We start from the raw sequence: 18,603 nt of genomic DNA, 5'->3' as shown, positions 1-18,603 counted from the left end.
CCTCAAACGTTATACACTATTTATATTTTATTATACCTTTTAAAAAAGTCAAGTAACACAGCGTAATTTTAATAATTTTTTAACATCACGTTAATATTATCGACACATTTTATAAAAATATTCAGCTTATGTAATTTTTTTCTTATAATTTTATAAAAAAAGTCAGAGGAAATATCCCCTGACTTAAAATTATTTCTTAGGAACTGTCTCCCAATCTTTCAAGAACCTTTCAATACCTATATCTGTCAATGGATGTTTTATCATCTGCATGATCACTTTATACGGCACTGTAGCTATATGTGCTCCTACTTTCGCCGCTTCCAATACATGCATCGGATGTCTTATACTTGCTGCTATCACTTCTGTTTCAATTCCGTATATATCAAATATCTGGACGATGTCAGACACCAACTGCAATCCGTCTGTGGAAATATCGTCAAGCCTGCCTACAAAAGGACTTACATATGTAGCACCTGCTCTCGCTGCGAGAAGTGCTTGTGTCGCTGAAAATACCAGTGTTACATTAGTCTTTACGCCTTTTTCGGTGAGTATTTTAACTGCCTTTAGACCTTCAGCCGTCATAGGTATCTTTATGACGATATTCTTATGAATCTTAGCCAGCTCTAAAGCTTCTTTCACCATGCCGTCGTGATCTTCTGATACGACTTCTGCACTGATAGGGCCGTCTACAATCGTTGTTATCTCTTTTACAACCTCTATGAAGTCTCTGCCTTCTTTAGCTATAAGAGAAGGATTAGTGGTAACACCGCATATTACGCCAAGCTCATTTGCTTCCCTTATCTCATCGACATTGGCAGTATCAATAAAAAACTTCATATTGCACACTCCTTTAAAACAAATTTATCCCATAGGGGCAAAAAGCGTCCCTTATGAATCTAAAACTTAAGCTCTTCCTTCTGAGCCAAACATCCTCATCTTGTTCTTTACTACTTCTTTCATAGCTTCTTTGCATGGACCTAAAATTTTCCTTGGATCGTACACTTCTTCATCATTTTTCAATAGCTCTCTAAGCCTTGCAGCGAAAGCTTGTCTTATGTCAGTGTCGATATTTATCTTATTTACACCTAAGCTTACTGCCTTCCTTATATCAGCTTCTGGAACTCCTGATGCACCGTGAAGAACTATAGGCATCTTAAGCATCTCTTTAATCTTTACAAGCCTGTCAAAGTCAAGTTTGGGTTCACCTTTGTATGGACCGTGTGCAGTACCTATGGATATTGCCAAGTAATCAACACCCGTCTCTTTTGCAAACCTGTAAGCTTCATCTGGGTCTGTCATAGATGCTTCTCTTTCGTCAACAGTGACATTGTCTTCTGTACCGCCGATTTTGCCTATCTCTGCCTCTACAGATACACCCATGCCGTGTGCAATAGTTACAACGTTTTTCGTCACTTCAATGTTTTTCTCGAGGGGTAACTTTGATGCGTCCATCATAACTGAAGTCCAACCATTTCTGAGACACTTCATGACATTGTTGAAATCTGTACCGTGATCTAAGTGTAATGCGATGGGAACTGATGCTTTAGCTGCCAATGTTCTTACGATTGCAGAAATTGTCTCTATGCCAGCATATTTTAAACCGCCTTCACTAACCTGAATTATGGCAGGAGATTTCATCTCTTCTGCAGCCTCAACAATGGCTTGTGTTATCTCAAGATTGCTCGTATTAAAAGCACCTACTGCATAGCCTTCTTCATTGGCCTTTTTTAATAATTCTATACCTGTTACTAACATCATAACACCTCCTTAATATATTTTAACCAATTAACGTATATAAATCAAGAAAAAAGGTACCTATGCGATACCTTTACACTGCTACTCTTTCCAGCAAAATTTTATTTACGTATTCCTTGACTTTGAAAATGTCGAAAGGTTTTTTTATAAACCTTTGTCCTTTAAAACATTCATCAGGATCATCAGCAGACATGAAAATGATTTCCATCTCTGGGTGTCGCGTTTTTAAAGTTTTCGTAAACTCTAAAACATCACACTTTCCTATATGTATGTCGAAAATGCTCACATCAGGCTTAAAGCTTTCCAATTTTTCGTGTACTCTTTCAATTTCACTGCATGTTTTTGCAAGGTGTCCCTCCATCGTAAAAAGCTCTTTTAAGAGAGAACAGACACCTTTGTTATCATCTACAATCAAAATCCTCCCCAACTACAAGAACCTCCCTACTGCTTACTTACTCATAAATTAATTTTTCAACAAATTCAAACGTTTTTCTACCAACGCACACACAAATATATATATTCTACAAAAATTTTAATATTCCTTTAATCTAAAAAAAATTTTTTAAAAAAAGGAGCGGATAGATATCCACTCTTTTTTAACGATAATACTTATATGTTATGAAATAGTAGATTTAATAGCACCACTCTTTAACTCATTGAAATACTGTACTATGCCATTGTATATGCCTTGAGCCACTTTCCACTGGAAATTATCATCTGTGAGAAGCTGAGCATCCGTAGGGCTCGTAACGAATCCTGTTTCCACTAAGACAGCAACCATCTTCGTCTGGTTTAATACCACCAAATTAGGCCTCTCTGATAAACCTCTATCCGTCGTGTTTATTTCCTGCATCAAGTTGTCGTGTATTATTTGCGCAAACGTCTTGTCATCCCTCGTGTCACCATTGTATCCATTTGGATAGTAAAGAACCGTCGTCCCATTTGCAGATGGTGAGTCAAAAGCATCGCAGTGAATGCTTACAAACGCATCTGCACCTGCACTATTTGCCTGATCAGGTCTATCATAAAGTCCTACATACGTATCTGTGGTGCGAGACATCATGGTGCGAAATCCACCATTGTCAAGAAGTGTTTTTAACTTAAGCCCGATTGCCAATGCTATATCTGCTTCGTGTATGCCGCCAATTCCTATTGCCCCCGGGTCAGAGCCTCCATGTCCTGGATCTATGTATATAAGCGGGCCGTTATTGGAAGTCTGGCTGGGACTGCCAATATTAAATGAAATGTCGAATTCCTTTTTGTCTTGTGACTGTGTTATCGTATATGGAAGGCTTGAAGACATACTTACAACAAACCTTGTTATGGCAGGCTGAAGTTGGTTCTGTCCAATATAAGCCATGTTAAGTCCACCTTGATTTATAGAGATCTGCTTATTAGTAACTGCATTTATAGCATTGTCAAAGTCGAAGTACACTCTTACGCCAGAGCTGTCAGTCAGAATCCCTTTTTGGTACACCAATGGGCCATCCGCCTTCAAAGTCACTGTGTAAACGCCATTTGCATAAGTTGAGCTAAAGCTTGTGATATTTACATTGTTTGATGTTTGTGGATCCGGTGTTTTTGATGTGACCTGTATTAAATACTTATCGCCTATCCATTTCACATCATACCCTAAACTTTCAAACAAAAATCTCATAGGAACGTAGGATGTATCGTAATTTATAAGTCTTGCAGGCGCTGGAAGTTGTACTTGGTTTCCGTCGACAGTGGCGTAATTTTTGCCTATGAAAAATTTAAAGACCTTTTCCTTCGTTATAGTTATCATCTGAGTTGTCCCATCCCAGTTTACACTGGCACCTAATCCTTGTGCAATCGACCTTAATGGTACTATGGTGTTCCCATCCAATATAAGTGGTGGATTGCCGTATGTATTAAATGGGTTTCCATCTACAGTTATGCTGACATCAGGCACGTTGTAATTTACGACTTTGCCGTCTACAACGATATTTCCGCTTAATGCGTACGAAGTAGCGTTAAATGCCAAAACAAAAAGCAAAATGGATAGAATCGCGATGGCTTTTCTCAATTCTCTACCCCCTTTCGACAAAAATTCTATTATTTATAAACATATTTACATGATAGCCTATTTTTATTACAGATAAGTTACAGACACATTACAATTTATTAACTTATTATGGATAACCAGCACTTCTTGATTTTCAATATGCCATTAATAGACTTTTTTCGCCACCGTATTACAAAAAAATACCTGTCTCCAGGTATTTTTTATAGCTTATCTATTAATATAATTATACAATGTCAGTGTCATGTCATAGGCATCCTGCCACTTTACATATCCACTTTTCAAAACATCTGCATACGCTTCTTTAGATACAAGCCCTTTTTCATAAGCCAATTTAAAAAGATCTCCACTATTGACATTTTCCTCATTTCTGTATCCAGCATACGTCAATAGTATATCCGCAGATTCTTCTTTTGTAAGAGGCTTGTCTACAATGTATTTTTGCAGATACTGACTATTTTCGCTTAATAGCTGTTGCTTACTGGGCATAGACCTTTCTATCATTTTGTACGTCATATAATAAAATGATATGCTTTTTATGTTTTCATCAAGTTTGTAGTCATTTGTGTATCCAGGCACTATAAGACCCCAACGAAGGGCAAATTTTAGCCCGTCAAAGGCCCAACTTTTTTCTACAGCTTCTTCTACTTTAAACGGTTTAAGGTACGCTCCTTGGCTTACCAATATGGACTGTATGTTCTTTATATCTTCTTCATTCTTTGCGATGTCTTCAAATGATTTGTCTTTGGCTATGGAGTATGCTGACGCTACACCTGCCGCATCTCCTTCTGCCATGCCTATTGGTATTGTTCTGGCAGAGCCTGCAGCTAAGTGGCTGTAGGATGCTGATCGCCCCACTACTAAAAGGTTGTCTACCTTCTCAGGCACTATGCACCTAAATGGCACTGCATACTCTACAGGCTTCCCGTATACATATCCCGTGTCTTCTGGTGATGTTGCTTGTACGTCTACTGGATATGAGCCTATGGCTATCCTGTCGTAAAAGTCCCTATTGAATACAACATCGTTTATGTCAAGTGTGTAATATCCTTTTATGTGCCTCGTCTCTCTTACGTACAGTTCGTCTGCTGTGCCGTCAAGCTGCACTTTCTCAAAACCATGGATGTTTTCTCTAAAAAACTGCACTATTCTTGGGAGCTCTTTCTTTGCTAATTCTATTCCTTTTTCTATTGATGATTGATTAAGTCCGTCTACGCCGTATATCAAAAGTGCGTTTACTAATACTGTGCCGTCATCTTGTCTACCGAGATTAAGACCTCTTAACCTAAGCATAGGCGTTGAAGGCTTGTAGTTTTTTGTGATGGATAGAAATCCATTTGCAGATGTATTGTTTATATACGTTTCTGGTATCTTTTTTTCGTATTTTATTATTTTTATTAGGTTGTCCCAGTCAATACCTTTTAATCTAAAGACAAGAGTCGATGCTTGTACTTTGCCTTTTAAGCCCATGTCTTCTGCGCCGATTGTGTATGGCACACCTGCAGATGCTGCAACTGAAGCATCCTGTGTTGCATCGATTATCCTTTTGCCGTAGTAGTTTACTTCTTTTCCGTCCTTCAATGCTGTTATGCCTATTATCTTGTTTCCGTTCATTATAGGCTTTTCAAATACTGTATTGTACGACTGGGTTATATTTGGAAGGCTTAAAAGCTTCAAGAATACTTCTTTTGCCTTTTTTACATCAAAGGAGTTTTTTGAGCCTATGCCTTTAAAAAACTCTTTGAATGTGCCTTGTGTAAGCAATGTACCATCAGGACCTATGCTCATGTCGATTGTATTTAGCATACCGTATGTCATGAGGCCGCCGGGACCATCGTGATTGTCGATTATAAGGACTTTGGCGTCATTTTTTGCAGCAGACCTTGCAGCGGCGACGCCTTCTGGCTCTGCTCCTACGACTATGACATCGTATTGACTTTCGTCTTTCGGCAGATTAAGCTCTATAGGGTTTGGAAGATTCCCATTTTCTTCTATAACCTTTAATGATGTCTTTTGGGGCGCTTTTTTGTATTTTCCCACATAAAAATACCCGCCTACCGCTGTTATTATTAATACTGATACGATGAAAAGCGTAATGATGATTATAAAATACTTCTTAGGCAAAAAAATCACCTCAACATATTACTCATATGTTGATTATATCATGATTTGCCTATATTTGAATATAAATTTCTCAGCCTTTCGAATAAATTTTTTTCCTCTTCTTTTGTCAATAATTTTGACATCCTATCATCTCCATCATTATCACTTGGTTTAATAATCTTGTAAAAAATACTACAACTGTACTTTATAATTTTGATGTGAAAATTTTGTGAAATTTATGTGATATAAAAAGGCAGAAGATGAAAATTTTCACCCTCCGCCTATATATTTAAGCTCCTTCACTTAAAAATTTGTACTGTGACATGTAAAGGTCGTAATAAAGGCCTTTAAGATTCATAAGCTCATCATGCGTCCCTACCTCTACGATTCTTCCTCCATCTACCACCATTATCCTATCGGCATCTCTTATGGTAGAAAGCCTGTGGGCTATGACAAAAGACGTCCTTCCAGAAAGAAGCTTTTTTATACCTTGTTGCACAAGCCTTTCCGTCTGAGTATCTATGTTAGATGTGGCTTCATCTAAAATCAATATTCGCGGGTTTGCCAGAAGTGCCCTTGCAAATGATATTAACTGTCTTTGCCCTACAGAAAGCCTTGATCCTCTCTCGTTTACCTCTGTATCATAGCCTTTTTCCATTTTTATTATGAATTCATGGGCATTTACGGCTTTTGCTGCGGCTATGATTTCCTCGTCTGTAGCATCAAGTTTTCCGTACCTTATATTTTCCTTTATTGTAGCCGAAAACAGAAACGTATCCTGCAACATTATGCCCATCTGGCTTCTCAGAGACTCCAGCTCCACATGCTTTATGTCTTTTCCATCTATCAAGACAGCTCCTTTAGACGGATCGTAAAAGCGGCTTATGAGATTTACAATCGTAGTCTTTCCTGCACCGGTAGGACCAACAAGTGCGATAGTTTCACCAGCATTAACTTTAAAACTTACATTATCTAAAACAACATTGCCATCGTCATAACCAAACGTTACATTTTTAAACTCCACATTTCCTTTTATCTTAGGCATTTTAATAGCATTTTTCATGTCTACAATATCTGGCTCAATGTCCATTATCTCAAATATTCTCTCTGCAGATGCAAACGACATGACCAAACTGTTGTAAAAATTGCTTATGTCGAGAATTGGCCTCCAAAACATGCCTATATACATAGTAAATGCTATTATTGTCCCGATTGTAATACCGTATCCCATAAACTTTGCACTAAAATAATACAGTATGACGGCTCCAATCCCATAAGATGCATCAACCATAGGCCAAAAAAGGTCATTCAATCTCACAGCTTTAATAAAACTGTCCATCATATCTTTGACAAGTTTAAAGAACACTGAAGAAGTCTTGTCTTCATTTGCAAACTCCTGTACAACTTTTATCCCTGAAAAATCTTCATGTGTATACGCATTAAATGTAGACCTCTTTCTTCTAAATTCCTGCCATCTTCTTCTCGATAAAGTCTCCACCGAAAAAAGACCAATCACAAGCATCGGCAGCAAAATCATGGAAGCCATAGCCAATTTGCTATTTAAATAAAACATCATAGCGCCAACACATATTACCGTCAATATCTGCGGTATAAAATTTGTAACGCTGTTATTAAATAAATCCTGCAGTGAATTCACATCACCTATGACCCTTGCTAAAATTTTCCCTACTGGCCTTGAGTCAAAAAAAGAAAACGAAAGCTTCTGTATGTGGCTATATAATTCATGCCTTATATTTAAAAGTATATCATTTGTGACAGAAGCCATCTTTACTATCCTGGTTCTTGATGCCATCATCGCTAAGAAATTTAATGACACCATCAAAATTCCGATGATAAATAGCCCATTTATATCGCCATTTCGTATGTTTTTATCAATGGCCGTCTTCATAAGAACCGGGTTTATCAAACTTACAGTCATCTCAAATATCAAAAACATTATCACAACAAATACCTTAAACTTGTATCTGCCAAGGTAGCTGAAAAGCCTTTTTAATATGACAAAATTTGACATTCGCCTTAAATCTTCATCTTGCTTTACCATATTTTTAGCCATCTTCGTGCCTCCCTCCATCGTTTGACGAATATTTTAGCTGCAAGCATCCGGAATGCTATACTCTTCATCGCTAAAATCCTTAAACTGCTCGAGATAAATCTCGTAATACCTACCTCTCTTTTTAAGAAGCTCATCATGGGTTCCCTTCTCAACGATACGTCCATCTTCCATGTAAAGGATCATGTCTGCATTTTTAACAGCCGATATTCTATGAGCAATGATAAACGTCGTAGCGTTTTTCCGCCTTTCACTTAAATTTTTTAAAAGTCTAAATTCTGTATCCATGTCAAGTGCAGATGTCGCATCATCAAGTATCAATATCTTCGCATCCCTTATAAGGGCTCTCGCAATGGCTATCCTTTGCTTTTGACCACCTGATAAGCCGATACCTCTTTCACCTACTATCGTATCGTACTTGTCGTCAAACTCCTCAACAAAATCATCTGCACAAGCCAGCCTTAATGCTTCTTTCACCTCTTCAAATGATGCATCTTCTTTCCCAAATTTTACATTCTCCTCGATGCTTTCAGAAAACAAAAATGTATCCTGCTGCACCACCGCCATCTGACTTCTCAAATCGTGAAGATTTATGCGCCTTACGTCGTAGCCGTCAATGTATACAGCACCATCAGAGACATCGTAATACCTGCCAATAAGGTTTACTAAAGACGACTTTCCGGAACCAGTTGTACCCATTATTGCTACAGTTTGACCTGCTGAAACCTTGAAATTTATATCTTTTAAGACCATATCATCATTGTACTTAAAAAACACATGCTTAAACTCCACATCACCTTTTAATTCTTTTATCCTTACAGAATCTTCACTGTCTTTGATAGATGGAACGATGTCCATGATCCTCATTATCTTTTTAGCTGACGCATCTGACTGTGCAATCAGATTCGTCAAAAATCCCAGCATTCTCATAGGCCATATAAGCATGTATATATATCCGCTAAAAGCCACCAATTCTCCAATAGATAGAGAGCTTCTGATTACCAACATGCCGCCAAAGACTACCAATATGACTATAGAGAAGTTCGTCAAAAAATCTATAGGCGGAAAATACTTAGCCACTATCCTGTTTTGCTCCATGCTAAGCTCAAAATTTTCATTATTTAAGTTTAAAAATTTCATGATTTCATACTTTTCTCTCGCAAATGCCTTCACAAGCCTCACACCTGCTATATTCTCCTGTGCCGCCGTATTCATAAGCACACCTTGATCGCTTAGTTTCCCATAAGATATGCCAATCTTCTTTTCAAACTGAAGTGCAAGATATCCAATGATAGGCATTCCTAAAAGACTTACTAAAGTAAGCTTCCAGTTTATAAAAAAGAGTATTGTGGATGCAGTGATAAAATATATCATATTTTCAATAAAAAGCCTTATGCCAAATGATATACTCCTCCACACATTGTCAACATCTTCACCTATCCTGGACATAAGCTCACCTGTATTCATTCCGTCAAAGAAGCTAAAAGGAAGGCTTTGAATGTGGTCAAAAAGGTCCTTTTTTATGTCTACGCTTATCTTTGCTGAAAGTACATCAAATATATACTCTCTTAAATATCCTAATACAGCCCTCACTGCTGTGATGGCAATGAAAGCCCACAAAATTGGCCAAAGAAGGCTCTTATCGTCACCTATAAATACCTTGTCGGTAATTACCTCCTGTAGATATGGATTAAACATATCAAGTGCGATTGCCAGTACCATAGCAATAGATGGCACTATCACGTATAACTTGTACCTTAAGACGTATTTTAAGACTCTCCTCAAAAAAATCCCCCCTAAAAATAAAGACTGTACAAGAACATAGTCTTATACAGTCTTTTTAAGCAAACTTTGATGCACAATAATTATATGTGCAATTATTGCGTATAAAGGCAAAGATCGTGTTGGACTGTGTTCTTAAACAATTTAAAGTATAGCAAACAAAGCCAATAAATTGCCAGAAATTTACGGCTTCAAAATAAAATGCCATACTTATCATGCCATTTTCAGTCTAATGGCTTATTTAAGAACACCCTTAATCATCACAATCTTTCCTTTCAAAGAGAAACTACAAATATTATACCACTGGGGACAAAACGATTGCAACAAATTTTAGTAAAAAAACCCTTAATGATCAGAAGCTTAACAAGCATTAAAAAAGCAGACATCAAGCCTGCTTTTTAACTTTTTTAGTTTTTATTATTTTTTAATTTAACAATTGGCGGTAAAACATATGGTTGTTTTAACATTTCATTAGTAATAAAGCTAACGATAAAACTCATTTTATCCGCCATAAAATTCAAAATATCTATTATATTTTCTTCAATTTTTTTTATTGTTATAGTTTGTTTGAAATTAAATTTTCCTATTAATTCAATTTCAATATTAAATATTGTCTTTGGTTCAAATCCTATTTGACTTATTAATTTTATTTCAGCAGAATTATCATCAACATGTAATATTTCATATTCAAATTCTTCTACAGGTTTAATGTCCCCATCATTTTCAAGAATAGTATTAGATATTATTTCACCAGCAACTTTATTAAGTATAATCTCGTTGTTTTCAATTTTTTCAATAATACTTTCTTTTTTTTTCTTAGACATAATTTCACCTCATTGCTAATTTTTCTATTATATCAATATTTGAATTTATTCTCTCATACCATTTATCTTTAGATTTTTTGTTTATTTTACTTGTAACTACTACATTATAATTTATATTCACGTTTTTTTCTCCTTTTTTATATCCAATAGCAAACGAAAGTAAATTCTGAATTAAATTATTTAAACTTATTTCTTCTTTTTCGGCCATTTCAGAAAGTATTTTATGCATAGTTTTTGGCATTCTTAAAAGAATTTTCCCACTATAATCATTTTCATCCTTATATTCATCAAATTCAGGAATTGCTCTGGTTAATTCTTTTGCAGTTTCTACCCAGCATTTTATAGCGTCTTGAACGTTTTTTAAAGCTTCTTCTGGAGTCTCACCATCACTCATACAACCTGGCAATTTAGGTACATACGCTAAATAGCCACCACCATCTTTTTCAGAAAGTTTAACAAGTTCAACTTTATAATTTAATTCGTTTGCCATTATTCTAACACCTCTCCAATCAACACCAATTTAATCATAATATCTAATATCCTGAATCATCTTTAAAGCTTTTTTAACATAGATCTCTTTGACAAAAGGTTTATCTTTAGGCACTGTCAATATATCCGCTAATTTAGGATGAAAATATGTTACATGACTAGAACCACTTTTTGGTTCTCGCACACCAAAACCAAAATGCCTCAAAATCTTATCAAGTTGTTCATACCTGACATTCTTAGGATTCTTCTCTATCTTTTCAAAGAGTTTTTCTATTTGACTCATTGAAATCCTCCATATATAAGCATTCCCAAAACGAAATTATCTTATACATTTTGATACTATATATAATATCATTTTTGATTAAGTAATTCAACAAATTTATAAAAAAATCCTTAAAATGATCAGTACTCTTTATATTCAAAGACTGGAACTTCGATTGTCTTTACAGGTTTTTTCTCATAAAAATACTCATCAAGCTTTAACGATGTATTTGCATCAAAATACCTTTCACCACATTCTACACATTCCATTACTGGTACATGCTCGATAACAATAAGCTTATCCTCTATCCATTTTTCTATTCTTATCTCTTTCTTTTCCAATTTCCCACCACATTTAAAGCACCTGTCATTCATGATATTTGCCCCATCTTGTTCTTTCATTAATCCATTTTGGAAGAGGTAATTTTCTCAAGTAGTTTGTCTAAAGCATGTTCACTCAATAACCATTGACCTTTTAATATCAATTTCTTGATCATTTTTATATCAAAATCATTCATATATTAATAACCTTTAATTTAATTACATCATATCAAATATTTAAACTATGCTTTAAAAAAGCTAACTGCCAACAGCTTCTTACGAAGTGTTGGCAGTTGAAATGATTATATGTTTCCGCTTTTCTCTAATAAGCCGTATATGATAGCCGCTGCTTCTGCTCTCGTAGCTACACCTTTAGGTGCAAATACATTGTTGGGTTCTCCATTTACTATTCCTAATTTCGCTGCATTTGCTACTACATTCCTTGCCCAGTCGCTTATGGATTTGTCATCGCTAAATGATGTAGCACCTATGTTTTCTTCTTTGTACTGTGTCAGCATCTCGTATGCTCTCATTGCTATTGCTGTCATCTCTTCTCTTGTTATATTGTCATTGGGCCTTGCGTTCTTTCCGTCACCTTCTATTATTCCTGCTTTGTATGCTGCTTCTATTGCGTTTGCATACCAGTCTCCGCTCTTAACATCACTAAATTCTCCGCTGTATGCTTCTTCTTTTATGTTTAAAAGCCTCAGTATCATTGCTGTGAATTCTGCTCTCGTTACTGTCTTATTGGGTTCATACTGAGTATCTGTCATTCCTTCTACTATATGCCTTGATGCTAATACTTCTATTACGTCTTTCGCCCAATTGTCTTTTATGTCATCAAATGTCTTGTCGTATTCTAATGCAGCATATTGAGAGAAGTGCGTTGCATTGAATGTTATTGTCCCAGATGACACGTCTACTTTTCCACCCACGTACTCCCATTGATTTGTCGTTGGGTTGTAGTAGTAAACTGCTACTTTTCTTGGATCGTTAGCTTTTGATATGTTCAGTGTTACTTCTACTGGTTTTGCCAATGCTACATTTCCACTGCTACTACCTATTGTTATGTCTACTACATTAGAAAGTGGCACATAATTTGTTACATTAGGCTTTCCATTGTCTTTTATAGATACATTGACGCCGTTTTGTATCTGGTTTTGGTTAAGTGCAGCTTTTGTAAGTTCTATTGATGCGTTGTCTGATTTTATGACGATGTCTTTGCCGTTAGCAGCACTTGTATCTAAAATGTCTTTGGAAATCTGCACGACTTTTTGCTGTCCTTCACCTATTGTTGTTATGTCAAATACTACTTTCTTGTCTTTTGAATTTATTATCAGGTCTTTAGCTTTTCCTGCATCAAGCGTCAATGTAATAATGTTGCCATTCTTTGTTATAACACCTATTGTATTGCTTGCACCACCATTGTTATTGCTTGTGCTAATTGTGCTGCCGTTTCCACTGTTATTGTTTGTACTGCCTGTGCTACTGCCGCTATTGCTGGTACTGCCGCCAGTGTTTCCGCCTTCCTGCCCTGTAGTGCCATTACCACTGCTGCCATTTTCGCTTGGATTTACTATAACCGCAACATCATCTTGAGGATCTATATTAAAAGGTATCCAATCTCCAAGAAATGCTGTAATAGCCTTATCTGCAGTGGAAATATCTGTGCCATCTGACAGTTTTCCATCCTTAATTACTGTAGCCCAAGAAACTCTTTGGGATGTATTGTCAACACCTGCTAAGGCTTCCATAGTATCATATTCATACATCTTCGGTGATGTTCCTCCAAGCGTTGAAAGCCAACCTGCTGGCTGTATCAGTGATTGCAAAGTTCCGGAATAATCAGTAGGTTCTATTATAGTCTTATCAAACACAACTTCGCTGGTGTTTGCCAACCAAGGTCTGCCAAAATAACCCGGTTTAGAATGTTTTGTAGATGCAGTATCAACACCAGGTGTCGTTGATGTTACAGTACAATTGTACATCAAGAAACCTCTCCCAGATGACTGCTGAGCAGCGGTAATATACCCTACATCGTTGCTTGCATCGCTTGTGTTGAAAACAAGCTTACACTTATAGAAAACGGCTGTCATAGGTCCAAATATATAATCAGTTGAACCCATTATTACGCTTTTATTAAATGCTGCTATCGAATTGTTTCCACCATATAGTGTATCTTGCCTTCCAACAAATCTACAATTGTTAAAGTAAATTTGCTTAGCATTATCAGCTATTGCAAGCGCAGCAGCTCTTTCTACAAATGATTTGTTTTGGACTGCAGTGTCGCCTGCATCTGTAGGTCTTACACCTTTATTGCCAACATCTGGTACAACCACATCATTGGCTTCTTTATCGGATATATATTGGTTATATGAATTTTCAAATATGATCCCATCTGCCTCAAATCCATCGGCATAGACAACCACTGTTGCATTCCAGAAACTGCCATTCGTAGTGCCTGCACCTGGGTTGTGGTATGCCAAATAGCCATTTGCCTTATTTACAGCTAATAAATCTGCATGATACTTGCCATCTGGGCCCATGCTATAGTAGCTATACCCCGTACCGTAATATGAAGTTATTCTTACTGCATTTTTGTCAATTCCAACGCCCTCATCTGTCAAATTAATGCTTGGTTGTGTACTTGCATTTTTTATGGTAACATTCGGCACATCTACAACCAACATCTCTTCGTAATTACCTGGTTGAACTTCAATAGTGACTCTTTCGTTGTTTGGACGATACATTGCTCTAACAGCATCTAATGCATCACTAATTGACGTATAATCACAATCTTTTGGTCCTACAGTTATAGTTTCTTTATAAGGAACCGGAGTATAAACCCTAATACTGGTTAAATATGTTTGTGATGCATTATTGCCAGCAATACCAGTTAAAGTCACGTATCCATCGCTTTGTGCAACATAAGTAGCCGTCTTAATTTGATTTGTGCTTCCTAAGTTGACATCTACATTTGTAGTAACGTCATTATTAAAATTAAATGCCGCACTACTTGTGTAACTTACAAAGACTATGTCTCCTGATTTTACAGGAACATCTATAGTTCCGCCTTTGGAAAGCAGTAGATAATAATTATTTTCAAAGACTCCACTGCTTGAAAGTTTGAGACCTAAATAGTAGTTAGAACCATTAATCGTCTCAATACCTGGTCCCAATGCAATAGAGTTGTACATGGCAAAATCCCATTTTGCTATAGGTTTAAAATTCAAATTAACTGTAGCAGGTGCATCTTTTACTATCAAATCAGGTGTTGGAGTCAATACAACCGGATATTCACCTGTTCCTTTTATGCTAATCTTATATTGCCCATCTCTCAAGCTAATGTTGCTATCAGTTAGATTAAAAGTATAGCTATAGCCTGGCTCGTTTATGTTTGTAAATGTAATTGTAGCACTGTTTTTTATAGCATCATCGAGTCCTGTTGTATTTACAGTAATTTGATAAGTAGGCTTTGGCGTAAACACAAAATCATGCGTTTCATCGCTATTCGCACTTATCGTATTTTCATTAAGGGTATAATCATTAACACCCTCCGCATCTATGGTATAAGTTACACCATTTTCAAGCTGAACAGTGTAAGATCCATCGCTTGATATGCTTATTTGTGGCACATAAATATTTGAAGATACAAAGTTTAGTTTTAGCTTATCCAGCGCATCCTGCGAGAGCCCTGTAATATGTCCTGTCAATGTTACAAGAGACGCCTTTTCTACACTGACATCAAACGTCTGATCACCAGCACCATTTGCTATTGACAGTGTTTTCGCACTTGTAATAAGGTATCCATTGGCATTGTTTAGGCTTACGTCATAATCATAATTCTCGTTTAATGTTACTGTGTATTTCCCATTGACAACATCTGCCGTTGTAACTTCTCCGTTTTCTTTATTTGTGAATGTAATTCCATAATTCGAAAGATCTGACGGAGCTGATACTGTGCCACTTACAGTTACTGGCCTTGTATGCTGTCTGTAAACCCTGGCCACTACAAGCTTTTCATCTTTAGAATATATCTTGTAAAGCCCTTCTTCAGATGCATAGAATGTCATTACACTCGCAGTACTTGAACCTAAAGTATGGACTTGTGTAGAAACATTGCCGCTTGGCGACTCAAAAGCAATTGTAGAAGGATTTCCATTCGATGCTACTACCAAAGTTACAATATCGTCTTTTTGCAAATAAACCCCTATATATACATTAGGATTTGCACTTGAATTTGAATAAAGATATCCTGAATAAATTGTACTTCCATCACTGCTTTTCAAAGATTTCGAGTCATACCGGGTTAAGCTTGTATTTATTGTCCTTAGCCTGTGTGTATTTAATTTCCCTCCATCATTAAAGACAAATTCTCCATTGTTAAGTGTAAAGCCATTTATCGTAACGCCCGATGTTCCTGGAGTAATGCCTGGATACAAGCTGTTTATAATGTCCACAGTTAACTTATTGTTATATTTTGTCGGATCTAACTGTTCCGCACCAAAGTCCCATACATCTATTTTGTTGTAATCTATCGTCTCCGTTCCACCGCCTTCCTGCCCTGCAGTGCTTGCCTTGGCAGTAGTAAATGTAACTATCGGCCCAAAAATCGTATTGTTTTGATCATCTGTCGCTTCAACAGTTATTGTATACTGAGTATCTGGATTAAGTCCTGTAAGGTCGTAAGTCGTAGTGTTTCCATCAGCCTTTCCCAATATGGTGCCGTCTGCACTTACAAGCTGATATCCTGTATAAGTGCCAGAAACTGCACTTGTCCAAGTTATCGATGCACTGTCGTACGTCACATTTGACACCGTAGCTGTGCTATTTGATGGCCACTCTGGAATCTGCGGCTGTGTAGTATTTCCCGTAAACTGTATATTAGTTGAATGAACAAGATGCCATGGATTTACAGGTGTCGTTCGATCACCGTCGTAATTAGTGGTAGAGCCATAGAAAACTACGTTATTGAATGTACTGTTTTTCAAATAGTAAATCTTCGTCTGATATGTTCCAGCGCCAAAAAATACGTTGTTAAAAGTAATGTTGTAATCAAATCCATCTGGCGCACCCTGGAACATTATGGCGTATTTTTTAGAGCCATTTACCGTACAATTTTCCACCGTAATGTCATGGAATGTCGGCTCATCTGGTGCCCAATTGCTGGTATCTGTAGGTAATGCACTTGAGTATCCATCCGTTAGCAAGAATGGTGAACCGTCATTATCTGTTATATACGCAAGGGCACTATCTCTAAATGTAATATTTCTTGCACCACCGCCATTGCCGCTTTGAGATTTACCTCTTAGCCCTATAGCAGTTCCATTTATGACATTGTCCTCAGCTAAAATGTTCTGAATCCACGCTGCAGTATGGCTGCCCATAGCTATTACACCATGTCCTCTACCAAAGTAGTTGTCAAACACCCATGCATCTCCCGTTGGAGGATTTTGTTCACCTGAAAGTCCAACGCCTGCATCGAAGTTGACATCGTCATCCCCTGTATTGAATACAGAATTTACGACAGTCAAACCTGTGCTGTTGCCAAAGTCTATACCATCGCCATTATTGCAGTCATAAGTTGAAGCAATCAATTGATTTAAAACAACATTCTGCGAATTTGTGACAGATATTGTATGGAAAGACGGATTTGTCACCGTAAGCCCGTCACCGATGTAAAGTCCATTGACATTGTTAAATACCATCAAGTTAGACCTTGTAGCATAGGCATTGCTGGTGCCTTGCGCTGAATATTTATTAAACTGATTCAATGCAAGGTGGTTTTTCGCAGTAGTCGATATGTTGCTGCTATTTCCCTTTTGATACTGATCAAACTGATCATCAATTGGCACGCTGGTATCTTTGCTGGAAACTTGCGCCCATCCATTACCGTTTATCAAGCCATGTCCTACAATCCTTATATTTTGATACTGTATCGTATTGCCGTACACATCCGTGCTGACTGTAGAAATAAGAGGCGCTGACTTCTGTCCTACTTGGCTCGGATCAGTATCGTATGGATTTGGATATTGGTTTGGATCTGTGGTACCTAAAAGCGTACCTTCTACATCAAGTGTCATATTGCTTTTAAGATGTATAGGTCCTGTGACAAATATTTTCCCTGCAGGCACCAATACAACGCCACCGTCTGGACATTCGTCAATCGCCTTTTGTATTGCTGCCGTATTTAAAGTACCTGATGACGGTATTCCGTTTACATCGTCCGCCAGCACGCCATCACCTACAGCACCTGTTGACTCTATATTTATGATGTTTTCACTCGGTATTGAAGGCGCAGTGCTTTGAGTTATTGTAACTGGTGTTGATACATCGCCATTAGCATCGATAGACTGTACTTGAATCGTATACGGCGTATCAGGTTTAAGCCCTGTAAGCACAAATGAATGCATAGAAATCTTATATGCACTCATCACAGTATTTCCACTGTCATCCTTTAAATCTCCTACATTATTATCGTAAAATTGCTTAATATATGGACTTGCGACAGTTTGATTCTCACTTGCATAGTACACTTGTTCATAGACACTATCGCTTACAGTAATCTTGTAGTCGATAATATCACTGTAATTATCCGGTTTATGCCAAACAAGAGTAAAACCCGTATCTGTTACAGAACCTGATAAAACTTGCAGATTCAAAGGTGCAGCCGGTCCAGAAGAAGTAGTATCTGCAAATGCTTCACTCATTGGCATTGTAAACACCATGAGAAATGCCAATAAGAACGAAACAAAGCTATTAAGCTTCTTTCCTATACCCATCATTTTCCCTCCTAAAACATTATGAATATTTTCGGCAACTTCTGTTGCCTGATATATCTGAATTTCAGGAGACATCTTTTAAATTTATCCCCCAAAATTTCATTCTGAAATCCTTTTTCGATTTCCAATTCATTTACATCTTTATTTACATTGTAAGATTTTTTCTTTATA

General features: G+C 37.0%; 12 protein-coding genes. All 12 read right to left on the bottom strand.

The genetic code is table 11. From position 1 onward, the window contains the following. Window positions 1-189: 189 nt before the first annotated feature. Window positions 190-837 carry a fructose-6-phosphate aldolase gene (fsa, locus tag HNR52_RS07655; protein ID WP_013788937.1) on the bottom strand — a complete coding sequence of 216 codons (648 nt, stop codon included), beginning with the start codon at window positions 835-837 and terminating at the stop codon, window positions 190-192. A gap of 66 nt (window positions 838-903) precedes the next feature. Next, window positions 904-1,755, bottom strand: coding sequence for a class II fructose-1,6-bisphosphate aldolase (locus HNR52_RS07650; protein WP_013788938.1), 852 nt, complete (start codon window positions 1,753-1,755; stop codon window positions 904-906). A 73-nt stretch (window positions 1,756-1,828) separates the two neighbouring features. Next, complete coding sequence (locus HNR52_RS07645) at window positions 1,829-2,182, bottom strand: response regulator (protein ID WP_013788939.1); 354 nt, start codon at window positions 2,180-2,182, stop codon at window positions 1,829-1,831. 189 nt (window positions 2,183-2,371) lie between these two features. After that, on the bottom strand, window positions 2,372-3,802 hold the full coding sequence (locus tag HNR52_RS07640) for an N-acetylmuramoyl-L-alanine amidase (RefSeq protein ID WP_435620197.1): 1,431 nt from the start codon (window positions 3,800-3,802) through the stop codon (window positions 2,372-2,374). A 207-nt stretch (window positions 3,803-4,009) separates the two neighbouring features. Beyond that, window positions 4,010-5,923 (bottom strand): FAD-dependent oxidoreductase, encoded by a 1,914-nt coding sequence (locus HNR52_RS07635; protein WP_435620196.1) that lies wholly within the window; start codon window positions 5,921-5,923, stop codon window positions 4,010-4,012. A 268-nt stretch (window positions 5,924-6,191) separates the two neighbouring features. Next, complete coding sequence (locus tag HNR52_RS07630; RefSeq protein ID WP_435620195.1) at window positions 6,192-7,976, bottom strand: ABC transporter ATP-binding protein; 1,785 nt, start codon at window positions 7,974-7,976, stop codon at window positions 6,192-6,194. A gap of 33 nt (window positions 7,977-8,009) precedes the next feature. Beyond that, window positions 8,010-9,758 (bottom strand): ABC transporter ATP-binding protein, encoded by a 1,749-nt coding sequence (locus HNR52_RS07625; RefSeq protein WP_435620194.1) that lies wholly within the window; start codon window positions 9,756-9,758, stop codon window positions 8,010-8,012. A 404-nt stretch (window positions 9,759-10,162) separates the two neighbouring features. Beyond that, a complete protein-coding gene (locus HNR52_RS07620; protein WP_435620193.1) occupies window positions 10,163-10,579 on the bottom strand; it encodes a hypothetical protein in 417 nt (138 codons plus the stop codon). 4 nt (window positions 10,580-10,583) lie between these two features. Beyond that, on the bottom strand, window positions 10,584-11,069 hold the full coding sequence (locus HNR52_RS07615) for a type II toxin-antitoxin system HicB family antitoxin (protein ID WP_435620192.1): 486 nt from the start codon (window positions 11,067-11,069) through the stop codon (window positions 10,584-10,586). Window positions 11,070-11,099: 30 nt separating this feature from the next. Further along, window positions 11,100-11,351, bottom strand: a complete 252-nt coding sequence (locus HNR52_RS07610) for a type II toxin-antitoxin system HicA family toxin (RefSeq protein WP_435620191.1) — start codon at window positions 11,349-11,351, stop codon at window positions 11,100-11,102. 119 nt (window positions 11,352-11,470) lie between these two features. Further along, the gene (locus HNR52_RS07605) at window positions 11,471-11,731 is read right to left on the bottom strand and encodes a YgiT-type zinc finger protein (protein ID WP_435620190.1); all 261 of its coding nucleotides are present in this window, start codon (window positions 11,729-11,731) and stop codon (window positions 11,471-11,473) included. Between the two features lie 221 nt (window positions 11,732-11,952). After that, window positions 11,953-18,432: a pectinesterase family protein gene (locus HNR52_RS07600; protein ID WP_435620189.1), complete on the bottom strand. Its 6,480-nt coding sequence runs from the start codon at window positions 18,430-18,432 to the stop codon at window positions 11,953-11,955. Between the last annotated feature and the right edge of the window lie 171 nt (window positions 18,433-18,603).

The organism is Thermoanaerobacterium thermosulfurigenes, from assembly GCF_051201035.1.
Taxonomy (GTDB): Bacteria; Bacillota; Thermoanaerobacteria; order Thermoanaerobacterales; family Thermoanaerobacteraceae; genus Thermoanaerobacterium; species Thermoanaerobacterium thermosulfurigenes.
Note: the sequence above shows the minus strand (reverse complement) of the source record. Positions and strands in the feature narration are given on the sequence as shown.

Coding starts and splice junctions, on each gene's coding strand:
- fsa (WP_013788937.1), bottom strand. CDS start 837: ATGAAGTTTTTTATTGATACTGCCAATGTCGATGAGATAAGGGAAGCA.
- HNR52_RS07650 (WP_013788938.1), bottom strand. CDS start 1,755: ATGTTAGTAACAGGTATAGAATTATTAAAAAAGGCCAATGAAGAAGGC.
- HNR52_RS07630 (WP_435620195.1), bottom strand. CDS start 7,976: ATGGCTAAAAATATGGTAAAGCAAGATGAAGATTTAAGGCGAATGTCA.
- HNR52_RS07620 (WP_435620193.1), bottom strand. CDS start 10,579: ATGTCTAAGAAAAAAAAAGAAAGTATTATTGAAAAAATTGAAAACAAC.
- HNR52_RS07615 (WP_435620192.1), bottom strand. CDS start 11,069: ATGGCAAACGAATTAAATTATAAAGTTGAACTTGTTAAACTTTCTGAA.
- HNR52_RS07610 (WP_435620191.1), bottom strand. CDS start 11,351: ATGAGTCAAATAGAAAAACTCTTTGAAAAGATAGAGAAGAATCCTAAG.
- HNR52_RS07605 (WP_435620190.1), bottom strand. CDS start 11,731: ATGAAAGAACAAGATGGGGCAAATATCATGAATGACAGGTGCTTTAAA.
- HNR52_RS07600 (WP_435620189.1), bottom strand. CDS start 18,432: ATGGGTATAGGAAAGAAGCTTAATAGCTTTGTTTCGTTCTTATTGGCA.